This is a genomic window from Streptomyces sp. KM273126 (assembly GCF_004337435.2).
Classification (GTDB): Bacteria; Actinomycetota; Actinomycetes; order Streptomycetales; family Streptomycetaceae; genus Streptomyces; species Streptomyces acidicola.
On sequence record NZ_SJXB02000001.1, the window covers coordinates 1,068,317 to 1,089,470 of the forward strand.

Genomic DNA, 21,154 nt, shown 5'->3' on the forward strand with positions numbered 1-21,154 from the left:
CGGTCCAGGGTTGTGGACAACCGTTGCCGCACCGTTCCACACCGCCGGTTACGGAAGAAGCCGGAAAGATACGGCCCGCTCAGTCCGGTGCGACCGTCCCGTCGGCCAGGCCGTCGTGCATGCCGCGTACGAGCCGTTCGCCGAGGCGCCCCGCGAGGCGGAGCGCGTCCTCGAACTCCGCCAGGGCGCGGAACCGTTCGCCGTAGCGGCGCTGCTGGTCCAGCGGGAGACGGGGCAGTTGGAGACGGCGTACGTCGAGCCGGGTGGCGGTGGAGGCGTAGCTGCTGGCCTGGCGGTTGTTGGCGGTGCCGCGCAGGAAGCCGGCCAGGAACCACGGGTCGAGCGCGGCCGGTTCGGGGCGCAGCAGCGTGAGGTTACGGCCGAGGGCCGCGCCCGCGGTCGCCTCGTCGACCACGCGCGCGACGGCGCCGCCACCGAGGACGGGCACGACCACGTCTCCGGCCTCGATCAGGACGGGCTGCTCCCCGGTCTCGGGCAGTGTTCCCGAGGGTGCCGTGCCGGACAGGACGTCGTGGTCGGTGAGCACGCGCGCGTGGGCACCGTGTCCGCCCGTCCGCAGCAACAGGGCTCCCGCGCGCGCGAGTTCCCCGACCGTGGTCAGGGGCCAGCGCGCGGGCTGCGCCTCGTCGACGGGAGGGGGCGTCAGATCGGCGGTCAGGCGCAGCGTCCGGCCGAGGCGTTCGCGTACCGTCGACAGCTCCGCGGCCCCGACTGCCGAGGCCGGGGGCGGCAGATGGCGGGCGGGAGCCAGGTCCACGTCGTCGTCGAGGAGCTCCACGACGGGCACGCAGCGGCTCAGGCCCGGCTGTTCCGGCGCGGTGCCGTCGCGGTCGAAGGTCCGCCAGGTCTCCAGGACGCCGGCCCGTACGTCCTCCCGGTCGAGCATGCCCCGGCCGCCGCCGGAGTCACGGCCGCGCTCGGCCGGGGATGCGGCGCCCCCGTCGAGGAGCTGTCCGGCGTCGACGAGCAGCACCTCGGGCTGCGCGGGCGCCTTGCCGGGCCTGCGCAGCACCCACAGGTGCAGCGGGAGGTTGTGCGGGGGTGCGGCGCCCGCGGGCAGGGCGATCACCGCGCGCAGGGCGCCCCGGCGCAGCAGGTCGGCGCGGATACGGCGCCCGGAGCGGCGGCCTGCCGCGGCGGGAGGCATCAGCAGGACGGCGGTGCCGCCGTCCCTCAGACGGGCCAACGCGTGCTGCACCCAGGCCAGTTCGGACTCCGTGCGGGCTGGGAAGCCGTACTCCCAGCGCGGGTCGTAGGCGAGCTCGTCGTGGCCCCAGTTGCGCTCGTTGAACGGCGGGTGGCACAGAACCGTGTCCGCCCTGAGCGTGCCGTAGGTGTCCGCGCGCAGGCTGTCCGCGGCGGCCGTGCGGACGGTGGACCGGGTGTGCAAGGCGAGCCGGAGTGCGGTGAGGGCGGCCTGCTCGGGGGAGCTGTCCTGACCGAACAGCTCCTGGTCGGCCCGGGGGTCCACGGCGCGCAGCAGGGCTCCGGTGCCGCAGGCCGGGTCGAGCACCGTGGTCGCGGGGCCCGCGAGGTCGGCCATCAGGCGGGCGAGGTCACTCGGAGTCGGCGTGTACTGGCGCGAGTTGGCGTCTAGGTGACGGCCCAGCAGGAACTCGAACGTCTGCCGCGCGCCCGTCTCGGCCGCGAGCTCGGCGGCGCCGCGCAGCAACGGGACCGAGGGCAGGAGCGCGGCGGCCGTCGGCGCCGTCACGGCGGGCCGTCGGACCATGCCGAAGCGGGGTGTCAGCACCTGGTCGAGGGAGTTGGGCAGCAGCTCGGCGAGGCGCTGGTCGGAGCCCGCGCTCACCTCCAGCCAGACCGGATGGCGGTCGTGCACGAGCAGGAGGGCACAGCCCGTGTGGACCAGGGCCGTGCCCGGCCCCGCGGGGTGGCCGGCCAACTGCTGCCAGACCCGCTCCTTGAGCGGTACCTCGGCGAGCTTGCCCTGCTTGCGAAGCCATCTCTCGACCTCGGCGAGCGCGAACGACGGGCTGGTCTCGGTACCGCCGACCGGCCTGGGGAAGTCGGGGTGACGGCGGCGCCAGTTACTGACGGCGGCACGGCCGACTCCGGCGAGCCGCGCGATCCCCGCCGCGGTCACCTCTGTCCCGATGTCCTGCACGCGCTCGGCTCCCCTCTGCCTGGTCCGTGAGCGCCACTGCCCCCGAGCGTCACCGTGTGTGTCGCCGAGCATACCGATGCGCGCGGGATCTACCCCTTCACACTCGTGTACACACGAGAAGACATGAATCGCGTTGACTCGGTTCACAGGCTCTGCTCTTATTGACTCACCGAACATCACCCTGCTCTGGCAGGAGTGATCACGCACCTTCCGGGGGGACCATCCATGCGCCGCACCACACTCGCCGCTCTCTGCATCGCCGCCGCGGCCACCGCCACACTCACCGGTTGCCTGCCCGGCACGGACAAGGCGGACAGTCAGCCGACGGCGGACAGCAAGTCGACGGCGGACAGCAAGCCGAAGGAACCGTTCGCCGGACTGACCGGCGGCGAGATCGCCGAACGGGCCATGGAGGCCACCAAGGGCGCCAGCTCGCTCCGCATGACGGGCGAGGTACAGGACGACCAGGGCGGAGGCAGAATCCAGATCGACATGGCGCTCAACAAGAAGGGCGACTGCGCCGGAACACTGAGCATGGACAGCGCGGGCAAGGCCGAGCTGATCAAGACCGGCGACACGCTCTACCTCAAGTACGACGAGGACTTCCTGCGCGCCCAGGGCATGGAGGAGAGCGACTCCGAGGCCGAGGTCGACGGAGTCGTGGACATGCTGGCCGGCAAGTGGACCAAGATGTCCACGACCGGCTCCGACACCGACGGCCTCGCGGACTTCTGCGACCTCGACAGCGCGCTCTCCGAGTTCGAGGACGTCGACTCGGACGCCGAGCGCGGCGAGACCACCACCGTCGACGGCACCCCGGCGATCGTGCTCACCGAGCGAGAGGGCAAGGACCGCAACACGGCGTATGTCGCCACCGAGGGCAAGCCGTATCTGCTCCGGGTCGTCAGCAAGTCGGCGAAGGACCCGGGCGATGTCATCTTCAGCGACTACAACAAGCCGGTGCCGGCCGAGGCCCCCAAGGGCAAGGTGCTGGACCTGGACGCGATGGGCGGCTGACCTCCGGCCGTCGGCCGGCCGCCAGTGGCCAGTGACTGCTGGCCGCTGGCCGCTGGCCGCTGGCCGCTGGCCGCTGAAGAAGGCTCGGGCCCGGCCCAGGCGTTTTGTCCCTACGCGGTGCGCCCTGGTCCGAGCCCGTCGCCGTCGGTCAACGTGACGTCAGTTCGCGTGGAACCTCTCCGGTGCCTTGGTCGGGTTGCCGCCGGAGGGGAGTTCCTGGTCAGGGCAGTCGGACAGGACACCCTTCATGGCGTCCTTCTCCGCGGTGGTGACCCACAGGCCGTACTTCTTCTTCACGGCGACCTGCGCGGCCACGTACGTGCAGCGGTAGGACTTGTTGGGCGGGAGCCAGGTGGCCGCGTCGCCGTCACCCTTGCTGCGGTTGGGCCCGGCGTCCACGGCGAGGAGGTTGAGCGGGTCGTTGGCCAGGGCTATTCGTTTGCTCGCGTCCCACTGCCCGGCGCCCTTCTGCCAGGCGTCCGAGAGCGCGACGAGATGGTCTATGTCCACCTGGCTGCGGCCGCGCGTGAAGGTGATCTCCTTGCCTGCGTAGGGGTCGGGATTCAGCACTCCCGAAGCCACCGTGCAGTCGCCGTCCTTGAACTTCACGTCCTCCAGGTCGCGTTTGAGTATGTCGTCGCGGGTGCCGCAGCCGTTCGAGTCCGTGTCGGCCCAAGGGCTGCCGAACTTGTCCCGGTCGTATCCCGTCTTGGGCGCCCGGCCCTTGACGGTGAGCGAGTCCACGGCGGCGAGTGCGGCACCGCCACCGCCCGGCCGTTCCTCGGGCCCCGAGGACCCCTCGGTCTCCTCCTTGCAGCCGGTGACGGCGACCAGCACCAGCGCGGCGACCGCGACCCCACCCTTCAGGCGCACCACTCGACGAACCTCCCTTTGTGTACATGCCTGTTACACATGCTCACTTGCTTATCCTGGCGGACTTTTGACTGTTCAACCGTAGCCGCAGCAAACGTGCGGTCCCACCGTCGCTCAACGGGCAACAGGTGCACGCCGGGCGTATCGTCGGTTGTGAGTCACCTCCGGAAGGAGTTCTCGCATGGGCATCTTCGACAGGTTCAAGAACCGGGCCCATCAGGACAAGGCCAAGGAAGCGTCCGACGCCGCCGAACGGAAGATCAACGAGAGGACTGGCGACAGGTACGCGGACCAGGTCGACCAGGCTCAGCAGCGGGTCGAGGGATCGATGGGCATCAGGCGCGACGAGCCGCCCGAGCACCGGTAGCCCCAAGGCTCATGTGTTTCCTTTGGGATCCGTAGTGATGTTCGTCCGTCCGTGTCGTGCCGTGTATCCAGTGTCGGTGCCGCATCTGAATGTGCGGTTCGAATGCGTGGCCTTTTCGCGGGAGTGTCGTTGATCGGATGACAGCACCACGGGCGGGTAAGGAGAGGGCCGGTGAGCCGGAAGCTGCCGCTCGGCGAGGATGAGACGGCCCGGACCGCCTGTGCCCGCGGGCTGCTGCGTGCGGGCGTGGTGGAGAGGACGGGCGAGGTGCTGTCCGCCGTGGTGCTGGCACAGAGGGTCGGCTGGGTCGCTGATCTGGTGGTCGGCATGGCCGGTGAACTGCTGGCCGAGCACTGGAACGCCGCGGATGTGGACGTACTCGCCTAGGGTGAGGACGCGGGCGGGCGGAAGCTGCCGTCGAACGCGTGGATGGCGTTGCGCCGACTGGGCTGGACGGCCGGTCCGGCCGCAGGTGTGACGGTCAATGACCGGATCGTGCGCATGGCCCAGGAGCAGGCCGGGCGTGCTCTGCGCTCGGCCTGCTGGCGGGCCGGGCTGACGTCCGCTGTCCTTGAGACGTGGCCGTGCGATCCGGGCAAGCGCACGCCCAAGGAGTGGGACCAGGTGCGGGAGGCGGCCCCGGGCGGCCGGTATCTCCCCTCGGGTGTGATCCACTCCCGCACACGGCAGATCACCACCTTCGCCGCGAAGAACGGCCGTCTGCCGGCTGCTGTGTTCGAGCTGGAGGCTCCGCCCCGGGCCGCACGGATGCTGCTGCTGTCGGCGTGTGACGGCCAGCAGGCAACCATCGAACGCGGCCAGGACAACCCACAGCGGGCGCTGCTGCGTGTGCAGTTGCCCACCCGGCCCGACCCGCGCTCCTACCGGGACTGGACATGGGTGGCCTGCCCCATCACGCTGCCGCCCACGGTCCCTGCCGGTGCCGTGCTGCACCTGCCCACTCTCCGCCCCGCGGGCGGAAAGGTGCGCGCCGATCTGGCCTACACCCACGCCGTCCCCAAGGCCGACCGCACCGGCCACACGGTCGCCCTCGGCGTGGACTGGGGCCTGAACACCCTTCTCGGCGCAGGTGCGGCCCGGCTGCACGACGACGGGCACATCACCACGCTCGGACACGGCGCCCAGTTCCGGGCGGCCGGCGTCCTGGCCAGGCAGCACCGCCTGCGGCGCCTGTCGGAACACCTGCACGCCAAGGCCGACCACATCGAGCAGCTCCTCGCAGGTGACCCGCGGCACGAGCTGTCCGGCAAGCACGAGGTGCTGCGCGACGAAATCCGCTTCGTGTCCGACCGCAGGTCGAACCTCAACGATGCCCTGGCCTGGGCTGCCGCCCGCTGGACGGTGGACCAGGCCATCGCCGCCCACGCCACGGTCATCTACCTGGAAGACCTGCGGTCGATGGAAGCAGGCGGCATGGGCCGCACCCACAACACCCGCTTGTCCCAGACCGTGCGCGGGCACATCGCCGACCGCATCCGGCATCTGGCCGCCGAGGCCGGGATCGCCGTCGTCACCGTCCCGCCCCGCAACACCTCCAGGCACTGCCCCCAGTGCCTCACCCCCTTGCGGCACCGCAAAGCCCCCGACCGGCCTACCGCGGCGGGCTGGAAATGGGCCATCTGCCCGGACCGGGCAGGATGCGGCTGGCAGGGCGACCGCGACCACGGCGCCTGGCAGCGCATCGCCGCACGCGGCCTGACGCATCAGGCCAAGACCATCACCGACCGGGCCACTGGGCAGATGGTGATCCGCACGGTGGTGGACACACTCGAAACCGCAGCGGTCATCACCGAGACCAGCCGGGCTGACCGGTCCAAGACCGGCCCCACCCGGCGCCGAACCACACGCCCCGCGCCCAGGCGACGCGGGACACCCTCCCCCACCGGCCCCTCGGGTCCGGCGGGCAAGCGTCCGGAGGGACACGCACCACCGGGCCGGAGGACACTGCCCCGTGCAGCCCACCGGCACCAGGACGTGACGACGATCAGCACACCCTCCCCCGGACTTCGTCCGGGAGGACCCCCATCCAGCCGACACCGGCCACGAGGAGCAGCACTGGGCGCAGGCTTCCACCTGCACGCTCACACCACCCCTCCACGATGGGCAGAACCCACACCAGACACCACATCTGACATGGGATCACTAAACTGATCAGAGACGCTTCAACTCCCCGCCGCTCACCACCTCACCCCTCACCTTGCCGATCCCCAGCGTCGTCGCCGAGGGCAGTAGCCCCGAACCAAGGACCGCGACCCAGGACTCGCCGAGCAGGTCGGCGAGGCGGGCGGTGGCCTCCGGGCCGAGGAACCGCCAAGGGCCGGCGGCGAGTTCGTCCGTATGGTGCTCCACCTGACGGCGGAGCTCACGGCCCGCCTCCGTCGCCGTACCGTCCGGGCGCACCAGACCGCGTGCCACAAGCCGGTCGCGCGCGGCTGACCACTCCTCGGGGCTCCAGCCCCGGCTCTCGAAGACCTCCGCCGGCGCGGCACCTATCGCCGCGAAGGAGACCAGGGACTCCACGGGGTCGAGACCGGCGACCAGGAGCGCCGCGAGGTGACCGTCACCGCGGTGCTCGCGCAGGATCGCCGCCGCGCGCCACAACTGGAGGTGCGGTTCGGCGGGCCACGGCAACTCGGCGTTGGCGGCGGCCAGCGGGCGGCCCGCCGTGTTCGCGGCCTCGGCGGCGCGGCGGGCCAGTGCAGCCGCTTCGGCGAGTGCGGGACTGTGCACGCGGTCGCCCAGGATCGCCCGGTACACCCGGTCCATCGCCCGGTCGCGTGCCGTCAGGACGGCGCCCGGACTCGCTATGCCCCAGGCCGGTTCGACGTACTCGGCGACCATGCGCGGGCTGAAGCTGTAGAACGCGGAGGCCACGCGCTCACTTCCGACGGCGCCCAACGGGGCCGCGCGGAAGGAGAAGTAGCTCGGCCAGCGCTCCTTCGTCCCGTATCCGAGAGAGGCCGCCTCCTCGAAGGCCTCCGACGCAAAGAAGAGCACGGAGTGCAGCACCTCCAGCAGGTGCCACATGCGGCGCACCAGGTCGAGGCCGACCCGCTCCCCGTCCTCGCGCCCGCGCCCACTCCCCCTCTCGTACCCGCGCTCTTCCTCTCCGACCCCACTGACGTTTTCAGGCATGACGCATCCCCCACCGCCTCGCTCACAGCCCACAAACTTGACAATGACTAGATTCACCCGCCCCGCCGAACTTGTCAATGCCTAGATTCGATGCGTACGCTGATCCCCGTGACGAGCACGGCCAAAGCCCCGTACCACCACGGCGACCTCCGCCGTGCGATCCTGTGTGCCGCTCTCGACGTCATCGCCGCCGACGGCCCCTCGGCACTGAGTCTGCGCGACCTGGCACGCCGCGCAGGCGTCTCGCACGCGGCGCCGGCCCATCACTTCAAGGACCGCACGGGCCTGCTCACGGCGATCGCGGCGGAGGGGTTCGAACTGCTGGCGGCAGCGACCAGGGAGGCGACCGACCTACGGGACGCGGGCGTGCGCTACGTGCGCTTCGCGCGCGAGCACCCCGCGCACTTCCAGGTGATGTTCACGCCGGAGCTGCTGCGGGAGAGCGACATCGAACTGACCACGGCCCGCGCCCTCTCGACAGCCGCTCTCCACGACACCGTCTCGACCACCACGCCCGGCAACGGCAACACCGAGGGCAGCGGCACCGAGGGGAGCGACACCGACGCGGACTCCGACACCCGCCTCGCCCGCGCAACCGTCTGGTCCCTCGCCCACGGCTTCGCCACGCTCCTCCTCAGCGACAACCTGGACAACCTCCTGGACGGCGAGGACCCCGAAGAGGTGTTCCGGGCCCTCCCGATGATGCTGCTCCCGCGCACCACCTGAAGCCGCTCTTACAACTCGTACAGCCATTACGACTCGTACGACCCGTGTGGCCCGTATGACCCTTACGACTCTTACGACTCTTACGACTCTTACGACTCTTACGACCCCAGAATCGACGCCAGGAACTCCCCGGTCCACCCCAGCAACTCCCGCCCGACCAGCGGCTTGCCGCCCACCTTGGCCGTCTTCGGGCGGGGTACCAGGATCTGGTGGACGGCGGGCTTGATGACGACGCCCGGGTAGAGACGCTTGACGCGCAGCTCCTGGGACTCCCTCAACTCCACGGGCGCGAACCGGATGTTGTTGCCCTGGAGCACGATCTCGCCGACGCCGCACGCGCGCGCGAGCATCCGCAGACCCGCCACGAGCAGCAGGTTCTCCACCGGCTCGGGCAACTTGCCGTAGCGGTCGACGAGTTCCTCGCGTACGGCCTTGATGTCCTCCTCGGTGTTCACCGAGGCGATCGCACGGTACGCCTGGAGGCGCAGCCGCTCGCCGGGGGCGTAGTCGTGCGGGACGTGGGCGTCGACCGGGAGCTCGATCTTGACCTCCAGCGGCGGCTCCTCCTCCACACCGCCCTCCAGCGAGGCGCGGTAGTCGGCGACGGCCTCGCCCACCATCCGTACGTACAGGTCGAAGCCGACACCCGCGATGTGCCCGGACTGCTCGCCACCGAGCAGGTTGCCCGCGCCCCGGATCTCCAGGTCCTTCATCGCCACGTACATGCCCGCGCCCATCTCGGTGTGCTGGGCGATGGTGGCGAGCCGCTCGTGCGCCGTCTCCGTCAGCGGCTTCTCCGGCGGGTAGAGGAAGTACGCGTACCCGCGCTCACGGCCTCGTCCGACCCGCCCGCGCAGCTGGTGCAGCTGGGAGAGGCCGAAGTTGTCGCCGCGCTCCACGATCAGCGTGTTCGCGTTCGAGATGTCGATACCGGACTCGACGATGGTCGTGGAGACGAGCACGTCGAACTTCTTCTCCCAGAAGTCGACGACCACCTGCTCCAGCACCTGCTCCGACATCTGGCCGTGAGCCGTCGCGATGCGCGCCTCGGGGACGATCTCGCGCAGCCTCGCCGCCGCCCGGTCGATCGACTCGACCCGGTTGTGGATGTAGAAGACCTGGCCCTCGCGCAGCAGTTCCCTGCGGATGGCCGCGCCGATCTGCTTCTCCTCGTACGGGCCGACGAAGGTCAGGACCGGGTGGCGCTCCTCGGGAGGCGTGGTGATCGTGGACATCTCGCGGATGCCCGTCACCGCCATCTCCAGCGTTCGGGGGATGGGTGTCGCGGACATGGTCAGCACGTCCACGTTCGCCCGCAGCTTCTTCAGCTGTTCCTTGTGCTCGACGCCGAACCGCTGCTCCTCGTCGACGATGACCAGCCCGAGGTCCTTGAACCGGGTCTCGGCCGAGAACAGCCGGTGCGTGCCGATGACGATGTCGACCGACCCCTCCCGCAGGCCCTCCAGGACCCCCTTGGCCTGCGTGTCCGTCTGGAAGCGGGACAGCGCCCGTACGTTCACGGGGAACTGCGAGTACCGCTCGCTGAACGTCCCGAAGTGCTGCTGCACCAGCAGGGTCGTCGGTACGAGCACGGCGACCTGCTTGCCGTCCTGGACGGCCTTGAAGGCGGCGCGCACGGCGATCTCGGTCTTGCCGTAGCCGACGTCGCCGCAGATGAGCCGGTCCATGGGGACCGACTTCTCCATGTCCTCCTTGACCTCGGCGATCGTCGTCAGCTGGTCGGGGGTCTCGGCGTACGGGAAGGCGTCCTCCAGCTCGCGCTGCCAGGGCGTGTCGCCCCCGAAGGCATGTCCGGGGGCCGCCATGCGCGCGCTGTACAGCTTGATGAGGTCCGCCGCGATCTCCTTGACGGCCTTCTTGGCACGCGCCTTGGTCTTCGTCCAGTCGGCGCCGCCGAGCCGGTGCAGTGTGGGCGCCTCCCCGCCGACGTACTTGGTGATCTGCTCCAGCTGGTCGGTGGGGATGTAGAGGCGGTCGCCCGGCTGGCCGCGCTTGGCCGGGGCGTACTCCACGACCAGGTACTCACGAGTGGCGCCCTGTACGGTCCGCTGGACCATCTCGATGTACCGGCCGACGCCGTGCTGCTCGTGCACGATGTAGTCGCCGGACTCCAGGGTCAGCGGGTCGATGGTCTTGCGGCGGCGGGCCGGCATACGGGCGCCGTCCTTGCCGGCGGCCTTCTGGCCGGACAGGTCGGTCTCCGTCAGCACGGCCAGCTTCAGCTGCGGATCCACGAAGCCGTAGTCGATCGACCCGCAGGCCACGTGCACCACGGACGGGCTGATCTCGGCGAGGTCCGCGTCCAGCCGGGCCGCGATGCCCTCGCCGCCGAGCACCTCGACCGTACGGGCGGCCGGGCCGTGCGCCTCCGTCACGAAGACCGCGCGCCAGCCGTCGGCGAGCCACCCCTTGGTGTCGGCGAGCGCCTTCGCGGTGTCGCCGCGGTACGTCTCGGGGGCGTGCATGCCCAGCTTCAGCGTGTCAGCGTCCAGCTCCTCGTCGGCGGCGAACGGGGACACCGACCACCACATCATGTCCAGCTCGCGGGCCCGGTCCCGGACGTCGGCGATGGACCACAGGGAGGCCGCGTCGACATCGATGGGGGCCTCGCCTCCGCCCGCCGTCGCGGCCCAGGACGCCTGGAGGAACTCCTGGCTGGTGGCCACCAGGTCGGCGGCCCGCGTCCGTACCCGCTCCGGGTCGCACACGACGGCCATGGCGCCCTTGGGCAGGACGTCCAGCAGCAGCTCCATGTCGTCGACGAGGACGGGCGCGAGCGACTCCATGCCCTCCACGGCGATGCCCTCGGCGATCTTGCCCAGCAGCTCTCCCAGCTCCGGGTGCTGCTCGGCGAGGGCACGCGCGCGCGTGCGTACGTCGTCCGTCAGCAGCAGTTCACGGCAGGGCGGCGCCCACAGGCCGTGTTCGGCGACCTCCAGCGACCTCTGGTCGGCGACCTTGAAGTACCGGATCTCCTCGACGTCGTCGCCCCAGAACTCGATACGCAGGGGGTGTTCCTCGGTGGGCGGGAACACGTCGAGGATTCCGCCGCGCACGGCGAACTCGCCGCGCTTCTCGACGAGCTCGACCCGGGAGTAGGCGGCTGCCGCGAGCGCGTCCACGATGTTGTTCAGGTCGGCGGTCTGCCCCGTCCGCAGAGCGACCGGCTCCAGGTCCCCGAGGCCCTTGACCTGAGGCTGGAGCACGGAGCGCACCGGGGCCACGACCACGGAGACCGGGCCGGTCTCGGGGTCGTCGGGGCTCGGGTGGGCGAGGCGCCGCAGTACGGCGAGGCGCCGCCCCACGGTGTCGCTGCGCGGGCTCAGCCGCTCGTGCGGGAGGGTCTCCCAGGACGGGTACTCCACGACGCGGTCCGGCGGCAGCAGCGACCGTAGCGCGGCCGCCAGGTCCTCGGCCTCGCGGCCGGTCGCCGTCACGGCGAGTACGGGCCTGCCGGCGCCCCGGGCCAGCGAGGCCACCGCGAAGGGGCGGGCCGCGGGTGGTCCCACCAGGTCGACGTGCATGCGGTTGCCGTCGGTGGCTGCCGTGATCGCTTCCGCGAGGGCCGTGTCCTTGACGACGACGTCGAGCAGACCGTGCAGGCTCATGAAGGGCTTCCATCCCGGAGAAAACTGGAGAAATCAGAGAAAGGGCGCAACGCGAAGGGCCCGACACGTCTCACGGGCCGGGGGTGTCCAGAGTACGACGACGCTGCGCTTGCTCGGGCGGGGTGCAGTGGGTGGCTGCTCCTTGGTGACGTGCTCGGAGGCGAGGGCACCGTCCATGGGGCTGCGCCCCAGACCCCGGTTCGGGTCGCGTCTGCCGGGTTCTGTGTGTTGTCGGCTGCGGGTTCATCGTGGCTGGTCGCGCCCACGCGGCGGAGCCGCATATCCAACGCAGCCCCGCGCCCCTAAAAACGCGGGCGCACCCGAGCCCCCGAGCGCACCCCCACCGCACCGCCCATGCACCGGCACCTCCCGGCGCGCCCCCGACCCACGACGAACCCCAGGCCACGCGCACCCCCACGAGCCGCAGACGAAACACAGAAGCCCGGCGCCGGAGAGTGGGTCACTCCCACTCCCGGCGCCGAGCCCTCCCCCGTAACCCGTTCCCCCCGTTTCCCCCGTTCCTCCCGTTCCTCCCGTTCCCCCCGTTCACGGAAGCCGGCGACAGCTACTCCGTAGCAATGGCGTTCAGCACGTTCATCCGACCCGCCCGGAACGCCGGAACCAGCGCCGCGAAGAGCCCCACGAACGCGGACCCCAGGAACACCGCCGTGATCGTCGGCCACGGGATGTCCAGGACCTTCAGGCCCTCCAGGGCGAGGAGCTGCTGGGCCGTCGCGCCCCAGCCCATGCCCAGACCGAGGCCCAGCAGGGCGCCGAAGAGGGCGATCACCACCGACTCCAGGCGGATCATGCGCCGCAGCTGGCGGCGTGAGAGACCGATCGCGCGCATCAGGCCGATCTCACGGGTGCGCTCCACCACCGACAGGGCCAGCGTGTTCACGACACCCAGGACCGCGACGATGATCGCCAGGGCCAGCAGGCCGTAGATCATGTTCAGGAGCTGGTCGATCTGACCCTTGAGGGCTTCCTTGTAGTCGGTCTGGTCGCGGACCGTGTACTGCGGATAGTCGTCCAGCGCGGCCTTGAGCGACGTGTACGCGGCCGTCTCCTGCCCGTCCTTCGCCGAGGCGAAGAGCAGCTGGTCGAGCGGCATCCTGTCGGCCGGGACGTACTTGGCCATCGTGTCGATGGACGTGTACATCGCGCCCGCGTCGATGACCACGTCACTGCTGGTGATCGCGCGGACCGTCAGCCGGGCCGGGGCTCGCCCGTCCTTGAACGCCACCGTGATCGTGGAGCCGAGCTTGATGCCGTGGTCCTTGGCGAACTTCTCGTGGACGGACATCGAGTCCGGTGTGTAGGCGTCCTTGAGGTTCCCGGCGACCGTCTCGGTGCGCAGGTCCGTCGCGTACGACGGGTCCGCGGCCGTGATCGCGGTGTCCTTGAGCGTCTTGCCGTCGGGCGTCGTGAAGTCGGCCCGGGTCCACTTGTACTCGGTGACCCCGGTCAGGTCCTTGGCGGACTTCGCCGCCCGCACGGCCTGCGGCGTGATCAGCTGGCCGCTGTCCGACTGGATGATGAAGTCCGTACCGACCGTCTTGTCCAGCTGGTCCGTCGCCGAGGCCACCATCGAGGAGCCCACCACGGACAGGCACGCCACCAGGGCCAGCCCGATCATGAGGGCGGCGCCGGTCGCACCCGTACGGCGCGGGTTCCGCAGCGCGTTGCGCTCGGCCATCCGTCCGACCGGGCCGAAGATCCGCAGCACCACGGCGCCCAGCACCCGCACCACGGCGCCCGCGAGCACCGGACCGATCACGACGAAGCCGATCAGCGACAGCACCACACCGCCGCCCAGCCACATCGAGCCCTCGCTCGCCTTGTCCGCCTGGGACGCGAGATACAGGCCGTAACCCCCCGCACCCGTCAGCACGAGACCCAGCACGGCCCGTACGACACCGGACCTGGCGTCCGCCGGCGCGCCGGAGTCACGCAGCGCGGCCATCGGGGAGACCTTGCCGGCCCGTCGCGCGGGCAGGTACGCGGCGAGCACGGTGACCACGATGCCGAGCAGCAGACCGACCACCGGGGTGGTCCAGGCGATGGTGAGGTCGTCGGTGGACAGGTTCATGCCCGTGGCGCTCATGAGCTTCATCAGGCCGATGGCCAGGCCCACGCCCGCGCCGACACCGAGGACCGAACCGAAGACACCGAGCAGCAGTGCCTCGACGAGCACGGACCGGTTGACCTGCCGGCGCGAGGAGCCGATGGCCCGCATCAGGCCGATCTCACGGGTCCGCTGCGCGACCAGCATCGAGAAGGTGTTGATGATCAGGAAGATGCCGACGAGGAACGCGATCCCGGCGAAGCCGAGCATGGCGTACTTCATCACGCCCATGAACTCGCCGACGTCCTTGGCGTTGGCGTCCGCGACCTCCTTGGCCGTCTGCACCTGGTAGCCGCCGTCCAGCGCCGCGGTGACGTTCTTCTTCAGCTGGGCGTCGCTGAAGCCGGAGGCCGCGGTGACGTTGACGTTGGTGTAGACGCCCTTCTCACCGAGCAGGGACTCCTGGGCGGTCTTCGTGTCCAGGTAGAAGATCGCGGCACCGGGGTTGGTGACCTGGAACTCGGCGATGCCGGAGATCTTCGCCCGGTGCGTGCCGACGGCCGTGATGACGCCGATCTCGTCGCCGAGCTTCAGCTGGTGCTTGTCGGCGGTGTCCGCGTCGACCATGATCTGCTCCGGCCCGCGCGGTGCCTGCCCGGAGGAGATCTTCATGGTCCGGGCGTCGTTGGCGTTCCAGTTGCCGACGATGGTCGGGGCCCCGCTCGTCGGCGAGAGGCTGTCCTTGTCACCGTCGACGACGGTCACCGACGTCGAGAACACCGTGCCCTCGGCCGACTTCACGCCGTCCGCCCCCCGCACCTCGCCCAGCACGGACGCGGGCATGACCGGCGGCCTGCCGTTGTCGGACTGGGTCTCACCGGTGTCCGAGGCGTCCTTGGCGCTGACCGTGACGTCGGACGCGGTGGCCGCGAAGAGCTTGTCGAAGGTGGTGGACATGGTGTCGGTGAAGACCAGCGTCCCCGTGACGAAGGCCACCGACAGCAGGACGGCGACGGCGGAGAGCGCCATGCGTCCCTTGTGCGCGAAGAAGTTGCGCATGGAGGTCTTCATGACGGTCATGACGTGCGCCCCCGGGCGTCGAAGTCCTTCATGCGGTCGAGCACGGTGTCGGCGGTCGGCTGATACATCTCGTCGACGATCCGGCCGTCGGCGAGGTACAGCACACGGTCCGCGTGCGAGGCGGCCACCGGGTCGTGCGTGACCATGACGATGGTCTGCCCGAGTTCGTCGACGGACCGCCGCAGGAAGCCCAGCACCTCGGCGCCGGCCCGCGAGTCCAGGTTCCCGGTCGGCTCGTCACCGAAGATGATCTCGGGCCGGGCCGCCAGGGCGCGGGCCACGGCGACGCGCTGCTGCTGGCCGCCGGAGAGCTGGGTCGGCCGGTGCTTGAGCCGGTCTGCGAGCCCGACAGTGTCCACGACCCGCCCCAGCCACGCCTTGTCCGGCTTGCGGCCCGCGATGTCCATGGGCAGCGTGATGTTCTCCAGCGCGTTCAGCGTGGGCAGCAGGTTGAACGCCTGGAAGATGAACCCGATCCGGTCCCGGCGCAGCTTCGTGAGCTTCTTGTCCTTGAGGCCGGTGATCTCGGTCTCGTCCAGATAAATCTGACCGCTGCTCACGGTGTCCAGTCCGGCGAGGCAGTGCATCAACGTGGACTTGCCGGACCCCGAGGGGCCCATGATCGCGGTGAACTGACCGCGAGCGATGTCCACGTCGACGTGATCGAGGGCGACGACACGGGTCTCACCGGACCCGTACGCCTTCACGACCTGCCGCGCCCGCGCGGCAACGGCCGTAGTCCCTCCAGTACCCCCGTGCCTGGTGATGGTCACAGCCGATGTCACGGTATGTCTCCTATATCTGCCAGCAGATCGAAACGAGCGCTGCTGTGAGCGAAGTGGTGCTGATGTGCTGATGTGCTGCTGAAAGCCACGTGCCGATGAAAGCGACGTGCCGATGTGCGGTTCGCCCGCCCCGGCGTACGACCGGTGTTCGGTGTACGGCCGGCGTCCGGCGTGCGGTACGCCGATGAGTCTGGCCTCCGAGGAGGGTCCGGCGCGCTGGTGCCGGACCCCGTCTCGTCCTGAGGAAAACCCCACCCCCGAACCTGCGGTCCGTACGACCCCCGTACGCCCCGACCGCTCCCCAGCGACGTAAAGCCAGGTTAAGGACGCCCCCTGCCCCGTCTCGTCCTCCGGCGGTACGAACCGCCCCCCGGCCGTAGTACGGAGGTACCCCTAGGGGATCTCCCCCGATGGATGGAGCGCATCTCAGGGTTCGGTCCGCCGACCGGTCCACCCAGCGGTCCGCCCAGCGGTCCACCCACCGGTCCGCCCAGCTTCCACCCTCCCGCTACGTGAGGGTCAAGTGGCAAGCTGTGCCCGGCCGATAGATGCATAGGGAAAGGACTCCGGTGGGCGAGACGAAACCCGCGATACCCGACACCGCACAGCACACCGGAACCGACCGACGCGGAGCCGTCGTCGCCGCGCTCATGCTGGTCATGAGCCTGGCCGCGCTGGACACCACGATCGTGTCGACCGCCGTCCCCCAGATCGTCGGCGACCTCGGTGGCTTCTCCGTCTTCTCCTGGTTGTTCTCGGGCTACCTGCTGGCGGTCACGGTCACGCTCCCCGTCTACGGCAAGCTCTCCGACACCTTCGGCCGCAAACCGGTACTGATCGTCGGAACCGCCGTCTTCCTCCTCGGCTCCCTGCTCTGCGCCCTCGCCTGGAACATGGCGGCCCTCATCGCGTTCCGCATCGTGCAGGGCCTGGGCGGCGGCGCCCTCCAGGGCACGGTGCAGACGCTCGCCGCCGACCTCTACCCGCTGGAGGAGCGCCCGAAGATCTCGGCCAGGATCTCCACTGTGTGGGCGATCTCGGCCGTCGCGGGCCCGGCCCTCGGCGGGGTCCTCGCGGCCTACGCCGACTGGCGGTGGATCTTCCTCATCAACCTGCCGCTCGGCGCGGTGGCCCTCTGGCTCCTGGCCCGCCACCTTCACGAGTCGCAGCGGCAGAAGGGCGGCCCCCGCCCCCGTACCGACTGGGCGGGCGCCCTGACGGTGTTCATCTGCGGGGGCGCTCTGCTGATGGCGGTGGTGCAGGGAGGGGTGGCGTGGCCGTGGCTGTCCTGGCCCTCCCTCACCCTGCTGGGTACGGGACTTGCCCTGGTCGTGGCCCTGGTGGTCATCGAACGCCGGGCCGCGGAGCCGATCCTCCCCGGCTGGGTGTGGCGACGCCGTACGATCGCGGCGGTGAATCTCGCCCTGGGCTCGCTGGGGTTCGTGATGGTGGCCCCGACCGTCTTCCTCCCGACCTACGCACAGTCGGTGCTGGGCCTGGCCCCGATAGCCGCCGGCTTCGTCCTGTCCGTCTGGACACTGAGCTGGCCGGTATCGGCGGCGCTGAGCCAGCACGTGTACCGCAGGATCGGCTTCCGCAACACGGCGATGCTGGGCATCGGCACGGCGACGCTGATCCTGGCCGCCTTCCCGCTGCTGCCGTACCCGGGCGAACCCTGGCAGCCGACCCTGCTCATGCTCCTGCTCGGCGCCGCGCTCGGCCTCTTCCAACTCCCGCTGCTCGTGGGTGTCCAGTCCACGGTCGGCTGGGCAGAACGCGGCACCGCCACGGCCTCGATCCTCTTCTGCCGCCAGACGGGCCAGACACTGGGCGCGGCGGCCTTCGGGGCCGTCGCCAACGGAGTGCTGGCATCCCGCCTCGGCGGCACCGGCGACCTCGACGCGGTGACCCGCGCCCTCGACTCGGGCGCCGCCTCGGAGCACGTACGGCGAGCGGTGGCGGACGCGGTCCACGCGGTCTACCTGGGTGCGGCGGGGGCGGCGGCGCTGGCGTTCCTGGCCCTGCTCCTGCTGGCACCCCGCCGTTTCCCCATACTCAAGGACTGAGAGGATGACGCGGACCACAACAGGCGAGCCACAACAGAACAAGAGGCATGACCATGCTCGTACTCCTGTCCTGCGTCGTCCTGCTCGTCCTCGCGGGCTGCGTATGCGTCGTGTGGGCGGCGCGCGGCGGCCCCCGCTGGGTGCGCGCGGTGGCCGCCGTAACCCTGGCGGCGGGTGAGATGGTGCGCCGCTCGGGGCGTACGGGACGGAAACAGGGCTCGGACTCGGACGGCTAGACGGGCCTGTCTGCCTTCCTCCCCTTCCTGCCCTTCCCGTCCTTCCTGCCCTTCCTGCCCTTCCCGTCCTCCCCGCCGCACCTGGGGCATTCGCAGGGCGGGAAGCGCCCGGCCGACTCGATCGGCGCGTCCTTGCGCGACGGCAGATACGTCACTCTCGGTCCCCAGGTACGCCCGCCGTCGCGGGAGACCCGCAGTGTGATGTGCGCCCCGATGAGGCCTTCTTCCTGCTGCTCCACGACCACGACCTTCACTTTCTGTGCTTTTGCACTCACAGAGTGACGTCATCATGGATACGCTCGGAAGGTAGCTGAGCGTGACAACGGGGTCCGCACGGAGGGGAGTTGCCTACGTGGCGATCGAGGACAATCCGCGAACTCGGGAGCAGTACGGCCAGGAGCTGAAGCGGCGTCGGGAGGCGGCGGGGCTCACGCAGGAGGAGCTGAGCCAGCGTGCCGTGATGTCGCGCACGCACATCGCGCATATTGAGGCGGGGCGGCGACGGCCGGATGTGGAGGATGCGCGGCGGTTGGATCAGGTACTGGGGGCGGATGGGTTCTTCGAGCGGTTCCTGCCGGCGCTGGACGGCAAGAAGGTGGCGGAACACTTCAAGGAGGCGCTGGAGTTCGAGGGCCGGGCGACAATCATCAAGGAGTACGCCCACACCCTGGTGCCGGGCATCCTGCAGACGCACGCGTACGCCTACGAGGTGCTCAGCTCCAGCTATCCGCGCAAGAGCGCCGAGGAACGCGACAATCTCCTCACCACGCGCCTCGAACGGGCCCGCATTCTGGACGACTTCCACTCACCGGAGGTCTGCGTACTCCTCGACGAAGCGGTACTACGGCGGATGATCGGCGGGCCTGCCGTGATGTGCGCACAACTACGTCACATCGTGGAGTTGGGGGAAAGCCGCCGCATCCGAGTGCACGTGCTTCCCTTTTCGGCGGGCGCGCACACTCTCCTGGAGGGCTTCCTCTCGCTGATGCGGTTCGAGGAGTTGCCGCCTATCGCGTACGCGGAGGGCGTGAACAGCGGGCGCATCCTGGAACTCCCGGCCGTGGTGCGGGAATGCCAGGAGATCTACGATCACGCACTGGGCGACGCCTTGTCGCACGGCAAATCCCTGGACCTACTCAGGTCCGTCGCGGAGGATTACGAGCATGAAGCGCAGCGAGCACACCATCCCTGACGCCTCGGCGCTGAACGCCTGGCGTAAGTCCAGCTACAGCGGCGGCAGCGGCGGCTCCTGCCTCGAAGTCACCGACGCCGCCCTCCCTACCCACCTCCCCGTCCGAGACAGCAAGAACCCCAGCGGGCCGGCCCTCGTCTTCCCGGCACCGGCCTGGCAGGCGTTCGTCACTTCTCTCGGTCGAACCAGGCCGTAGCTTCCGGCAGGAACAGCAGGACGATCACGGGCAGCCCGGCCACGATACGCAGCGCGGCGTCCACGAACTCTCCGGGCGCCGCCGCGCCGAACACGTCGTTGAACGCCCCGAAGAGGACGAACACCAGCACCACGATGGTCGTGAGCCGGACTCCGTTGCGCGCACCACCGCCGTATCTCAGGGCGAGCAGCGCACACACCCAGACCAGGATCCACGGCGCCATCAGGTCCCCCAGGCCGAAGGACGTCAGGCCGTCCTGCAGCGCGAGGATGATCAGCGGCCCTGCGAACGCCATCCCGAACAGCATCAGTTGGGCGACGCGCACCTGTCGAGGCATCGCTGAATCGGCCCTTGCAGGAGAACTCACGGTCTTCTTTCCTTCCGACCTCGTCGGTCATACAGGTGAACTTGTTGGGGGACAACGGATCTCCGATCCGCATACGTCCGGACAACAGGTGGATCTGAAGTGACAGTCAGTCACCCTCCAAATGAAGCTCAAGATTTCCCTGCTCGCCGCACCGATGCGCGAGACGGCCGATCTCGTCCAGGATCGCCGCTTGCTCCGCCGAATCGACACCGCTCCGCAACCCGTCGATCTCGGCGATGAACTGCGGCATGTCCATCGAGGTCAGCAGTAGTGACCCATATCGGCCCACCCTGCTCAGTATCGGCCTACCACTGTTCTCACACAGGTTGACAAAGATTTCGGAGTAGTCCGGAACACTGTCCAGAACCGACCGATGGTGACGCTTAGGACTTGTCCCATCTCTGCGTACCTGCACAAGAATGACATCGACGCCCATAATCACGCTCCAAGTAGTGTCGGGATATCGGATCCAGTCGCGCCGATCACTCTGCATGGAAATGGGTCGGCGCGACGGCTGGGCCCTCCGAACATCACTTGGGACTGTTCCATGTCTCCCACTTCAGCCAGTCTTCAAGCAGCACCTTCGCCATAAGCCCGGCGAATGGCCCGAACAAGAACAACTGAGCCGCGCGCCTGCCGGGCAGCTCGGAGACCAACCCCGGCATGCAGGGGGCGGGCACTCCGCTGGTTGCGACTCAGCGAAGTGCCCACACTTTCAGGAGCACACTTAATTCACAGGCAGATCAGCCGGAGCGCTAGAATCTTGCAGGAAACCGTAGGGCTCTTGCCGAAGATCGCAGCTAGGGAATCGGGTCATCTCCGCCGACCGAGAGCAAGGCGCTCTCAATTGCATTGCGAAGATGCGAACGCGCGTTCCCTGCGTCAGCCTTTCCTAGCAGGATCGGAAGGAATTCTGAATCCGGGTAGCCATCTCCCTCATCATCCTTCATGGCCCACACTTGCAACCAAATAGCGATCATCATCTCGTTGCAAGCTCGGGCCTGTTGCAGTGCATCCGAACTCCTCTCCGAGAAAATGAAGCGCGCTGATATCCCTAGCCGATGCCCCAAGGCCAGCAGGAACACTTCCTTGGACTCCGACTCCAGGACTGCAAGCACTCGATCTCGAATATTCATTGATCCATGTTCCAGAAATCCTCGTCCGTCATTGGCCGGCTGCTGCCATAGGGCTCCCGAGGCAAGGAGTCGACATCGTATCCGCGATCCCGCAGGACCTTGATCCGAGTGTTT

Annotated in this window: 18 protein-coding genes; 9 read left to right on the forward strand and 9 right to left on the reverse strand. The window is 69.4% G+C overall.

Features of this window, described 5'->3' with window-relative positions; genetic code table 11:
• Positions 1-79: 79 nt before the first annotated feature.
• Positions 80-2,146 (reverse strand): N-6 DNA methylase, encoded by a 2,067-nt coding sequence (locus E0500_RS04490; RefSeq protein WP_131566436.1) that lies wholly within the window; start codon positions 2,144-2,146, stop codon positions 80-82.
• A gap of 225 nt (positions 2,147-2,371) precedes the next feature.
• Between E0500_RS04490 and E0500_RS04495 the strand changes: the two genes are divergently transcribed.
• Positions 2,372-3,163 (forward strand): hypothetical protein, encoded by a 792-nt coding sequence (locus E0500_RS04495; protein ID WP_131566439.1) that lies wholly within the window; start codon positions 2,372-2,374, stop codon positions 3,161-3,163.
• A 159-nt stretch (positions 3,164-3,322) separates the two neighbouring features.
• Here the strand turns inward: E0500_RS04495 and E0500_RS04500 are convergent, their stop codons facing one another.
• Positions 3,323-4,039 (reverse strand): HNH endonuclease family protein, encoded by a 717-nt coding sequence (locus tag E0500_RS04500; protein WP_131566442.1) that lies wholly within the window; start codon positions 4,037-4,039, stop codon positions 3,323-3,325.
• 178 nt (positions 4,040-4,217) lie between these two features.
• On the opposite strand from E0500_RS04500, the gene E0500_RS04505 reads away from it, so the two are divergent.
• From E0500_RS04505 to E0500_RS04510, 3 genes are all read left to right on the forward strand, one after another.
• Positions 4,218-4,403, forward strand: a complete 186-nt coding sequence (locus tag E0500_RS04505) for an antitoxin (protein ID WP_131566445.1) — start codon at positions 4,218-4,220, stop codon at positions 4,401-4,403.
• Between the two features lie 171 nt (positions 4,404-4,574).
• Positions 4,575-4,790: a hypothetical protein gene (locus E0500_RS43040; protein WP_220140444.1), complete on the forward strand. Its 216-nt coding sequence runs from the start codon at positions 4,575-4,577 to the stop codon at positions 4,788-4,790.
• A gap of 42 nt (positions 4,791-4,832) precedes the next feature.
• Entirely contained in the window at positions 4,833-6,575 is a 1,743-nt protein-coding gene (locus tag E0500_RS04510) for a zinc ribbon domain-containing protein (RefSeq protein WP_258572613.1), read from the forward strand.
• Here the strand turns inward: E0500_RS04510 and E0500_RS04515 are convergent, their stop codons facing one another.
• Positions 6,576-7,559: an SCO6745 family protein gene (locus E0500_RS04515; protein ID WP_399118575.1), complete on the reverse strand. Its 984-nt coding sequence runs from the start codon at positions 7,557-7,559 to the stop codon at positions 6,576-6,578.
• Between the two features lie 90 nt (positions 7,560-7,649).
• Between E0500_RS04515 and E0500_RS04520 the strand changes: the two genes are divergently transcribed.
• Positions 7,650-8,285: a TetR/AcrR family transcriptional regulator gene (locus tag E0500_RS04520; protein WP_131571981.1), complete on the forward strand. Its 636-nt coding sequence runs from the start codon at positions 7,650-7,652 to the stop codon at positions 8,283-8,285.
• A gap of 98 nt (positions 8,286-8,383) precedes the next feature.
• Here the strand turns inward: E0500_RS04520 and mfd are convergent, their stop codons facing one another.
• From mfd to E0500_RS04535, 3 genes are all read right to left on the reverse strand, one after another.
• Positions 8,384-11,914 (reverse strand): transcription-repair coupling factor, encoded by a 3,531-nt coding sequence (gene mfd / locus E0500_RS04525; protein ID WP_131571980.1) that lies wholly within the window; start codon positions 11,912-11,914, stop codon positions 8,384-8,386.
• A 565-nt stretch (positions 11,915-12,479) separates the two neighbouring features.
• Positions 12,480-15,062: an ABC transporter permease gene (locus E0500_RS04530; protein WP_131568088.1), complete on the reverse strand. Its 2,583-nt coding sequence runs from the start codon at positions 15,060-15,062 to the stop codon at positions 12,480-12,482.
• Entirely contained in the window at positions 15,059-15,847 is a 789-nt protein-coding gene (locus E0500_RS04535) for an ABC transporter ATP-binding protein (RefSeq protein ID WP_131568086.1), read from the reverse strand. Before E0500_RS04535 ends, E0500_RS04530 begins: the two co-directional genes overlap by 4 nt.
• Before the next feature lie 548 nt (positions 15,848-16,395).
• Here E0500_RS04535 and E0500_RS04540 point away from each other — a divergent pair.
• From E0500_RS04540 to E0500_RS04555, 4 genes are all read left to right on the forward strand, one after another.
• The gene (locus E0500_RS04540) at positions 16,396-17,913 is read left to right on the forward strand and encodes an MFS transporter (RefSeq protein ID WP_131568084.1); all 1,518 of its coding nucleotides are present in this window, start codon (positions 16,396-16,398) and stop codon (positions 17,911-17,913) included.
• A gap of 47 nt (positions 17,914-17,960) precedes the next feature.
• Positions 17,961-18,149 (forward strand): hypothetical protein, encoded by a 189-nt coding sequence (locus tag E0500_RS04545; RefSeq protein ID WP_131568082.1) that lies wholly within the window; start codon positions 17,961-17,963, stop codon positions 18,147-18,149.
• 352 nt (positions 18,150-18,501) lie between these two features.
• Positions 18,502-19,341 carry a helix-turn-helix transcriptional regulator gene (locus E0500_RS04550; protein WP_131568078.1) on the forward strand — a complete coding sequence of 280 codons (840 nt, stop codon included), beginning with the start codon at positions 18,502-18,504 and terminating at the stop codon, positions 19,339-19,341.
• Positions 19,313-19,537, forward strand: a complete 225-nt coding sequence (locus E0500_RS04555) for a DUF397 domain-containing protein (protein ID WP_131568076.1) — start codon at positions 19,313-19,315, stop codon at positions 19,535-19,537. Before E0500_RS04550 ends, E0500_RS04555 begins: the two co-directional genes overlap by 29 nt.
• Here the strand turns inward: E0500_RS04555 and E0500_RS04560 are convergent.
• The 3 genes from E0500_RS04560 to E0500_RS04570 form a co-directional block, all read right to left on the reverse strand.
• Positions 19,509-19,874, reverse strand: a complete 366-nt coding sequence (locus tag E0500_RS04560) for a hypothetical protein (protein WP_131568074.1) — start codon at positions 19,872-19,874, stop codon at positions 19,509-19,511. The genes E0500_RS04555 and E0500_RS04560 overlap by 29 nt on opposite strands.
• A gap of 136 nt (positions 19,875-20,010) precedes the next feature.
• Positions 20,011-20,154, reverse strand: coding sequence for a hypothetical protein (locus E0500_RS04565; RefSeq protein ID WP_165935131.1), 144 nt, complete (start codon positions 20,152-20,154; stop codon positions 20,011-20,013).
• A 550-nt stretch (positions 20,155-20,704) separates the two neighbouring features.
• Positions 20,705-21,040 carry a hypothetical protein gene (locus tag E0500_RS04570; RefSeq protein ID WP_131568073.1) on the reverse strand — a complete coding sequence of 112 codons (336 nt, stop codon included), beginning with the start codon at positions 21,038-21,040 and terminating at the stop codon, positions 20,705-20,707.
• Between the last annotated feature and the right edge of the window lie 114 nt (positions 21,041-21,154).

What these genes read in the sequence shown, in the direction of transcription:
- E0500_RS04495 (WP_131566439.1), top strand. Translation starts at nt 2,372, where the DNA reads ATGCGCCGCACCACACTCGCCGCTCTCTGCATCGCCGCCGCGGCCACC.
- E0500_RS04505 (WP_131566445.1), top strand. Translation starts at nt 4,218, where the DNA reads ATGGGCATCTTCGACAGGTTCAAGAACCGGGCCCATCAGGACAAGGCC.
- E0500_RS04510 (WP_258572613.1), top strand. Translation starts at nt 4,833, where the DNA reads ATGGCGTTGCGCCGACTGGGCTGGACGGCCGGTCCGGCCGCAGGTGTG.
- E0500_RS04515 (WP_399118575.1), bottom strand. Translation starts at nt 7,559, where the DNA reads ATGCCTGAAAACGTCAGTGGGGTCGGAGAGGAAGAGCGCGGGTACGAG.
- E0500_RS04520 (WP_131571981.1), top strand. Translation starts at nt 7,650, where the DNA reads ATGCGTACGCTGATCCCCGTGACGAGCACGGCCAAAGCCCCGTACCAC.
- mfd (WP_131571980.1), bottom strand. Translation starts at nt 11,914, where the DNA reads ATGAGCCTGCACGGTCTGCTCGACGTCGTCGTCAAGGACACGGCCCTC.
- E0500_RS04530 (WP_131568088.1), bottom strand. Translation starts at nt 15,062, where the DNA reads ATGACCGTCATGAAGACCTCCATGCGCAACTTCTTCGCGCACAAGGGA.
- E0500_RS04540 (WP_131568084.1), top strand. Translation starts at nt 16,396, where the DNA reads ATGCATAGGGAAAGGACTCCGGTGGGCGAGACGAAACCCGCGATACCC.
- E0500_RS04545 (WP_131568082.1), top strand. Translation starts at nt 17,961, where the DNA reads ATGACCATGCTCGTACTCCTGTCCTGCGTCGTCCTGCTCGTCCTCGCG.
- E0500_RS04555 (WP_131568076.1), top strand. Translation starts at nt 19,313, where the DNA reads ATGAAGCGCAGCGAGCACACCATCCCTGACGCCTCGGCGCTGAACGCC.
- E0500_RS04560 (WP_131568074.1), bottom strand. Translation starts at nt 19,874, where the DNA reads ATGCCTCGACAGGTGCGCGTCGCCCAACTGATGCTGTTCGGGATGGCG.
- E0500_RS04565 (WP_165935131.1), bottom strand. Translation starts at nt 20,154, where the DNA reads ATGCCGCAGTTCATCGCCGAGATCGACGGGTTGCGGAGCGGTGTCGAT.
- E0500_RS04570 (WP_131568073.1), bottom strand. Translation starts at nt 21,040, where the DNA reads ATGAATATTCGAGATCGAGTGCTTGCAGTCCTGGAGTCGGAGTCCAAG.